The organism is Georgenia alba (assembly GCF_042665525.1).
Taxonomy (GTDB): Bacteria; Actinomycetota; Actinomycetes; order Actinomycetales; family Actinomycetaceae; genus Allobogoriella; species Allobogoriella alba.
On sequence record NZ_JBHTCQ010000009.1, the window covers coordinates 1 to 612 of the forward strand.

Genomic DNA, 612 nt, shown 5'->3' on the forward strand with positions numbered 1-612 from the left:
GAGGATAGATTTCTTATCCGATCTACGGCTATTTTATTTTCCGCATGCTTCTTGGATATGCTTGGTCCAAGGCAGATAACGGTTTAAGAGATCTGGCTGCTGGCGGAAGTCCAGATTGGGCAGATCCGTCAGTACTTTGACAAGGTATTGATAAAAATCTATGCCGTTTGCTTTTGCTGTTTCTGCTAGGCTTAAACAAATGGCATTCGCCTCTGCGCCAGCTTCGCTGACGGAGAAAAGCCAATTTTTTCGGCCGATAACATTTGGACGGATCGCATTTTCAGCTGGATTGTTATCAATTTCGATTCGGCCGTCATTCAAGAAGGCTTTCAGCCCAGCGATGCGATTTAGCGTGTAGTCAGCTGCTTTGGCAAGGGCATTTTTCCCGAAGAACGGAGAGCTTTCCACCCACTCTAAGAATTTCTCAACAATGGGTTTTGAATGTTTTTGCCGCTGTCTCCTTCTCTTGCCAGGAGATAAATGCTTAAATTGCCTTTCCAGCCGGTACAACTCATCGCAATAACGGACACCGGTTTGCCCATTTTTGCTTTCGGCTTTCAACCAGTACCGGCGGACATGCGACCAACAATTAGCGAAGGTAATGCCCGCTAG

The 612-nt window shown here is 46.6% G+C and carries 1 protein-coding gene; it reads right to left on the reverse strand.

Annotated elements, in window-relative coordinates:
• Positions 1–33: 33 nt before the first annotated feature.
• The coding region (locus ACFQQL_RS19100) for an IS66 family transposase (protein WP_382396834.1) at positions 34–612 on the reverse strand (579 nt) is incomplete at its 5' end.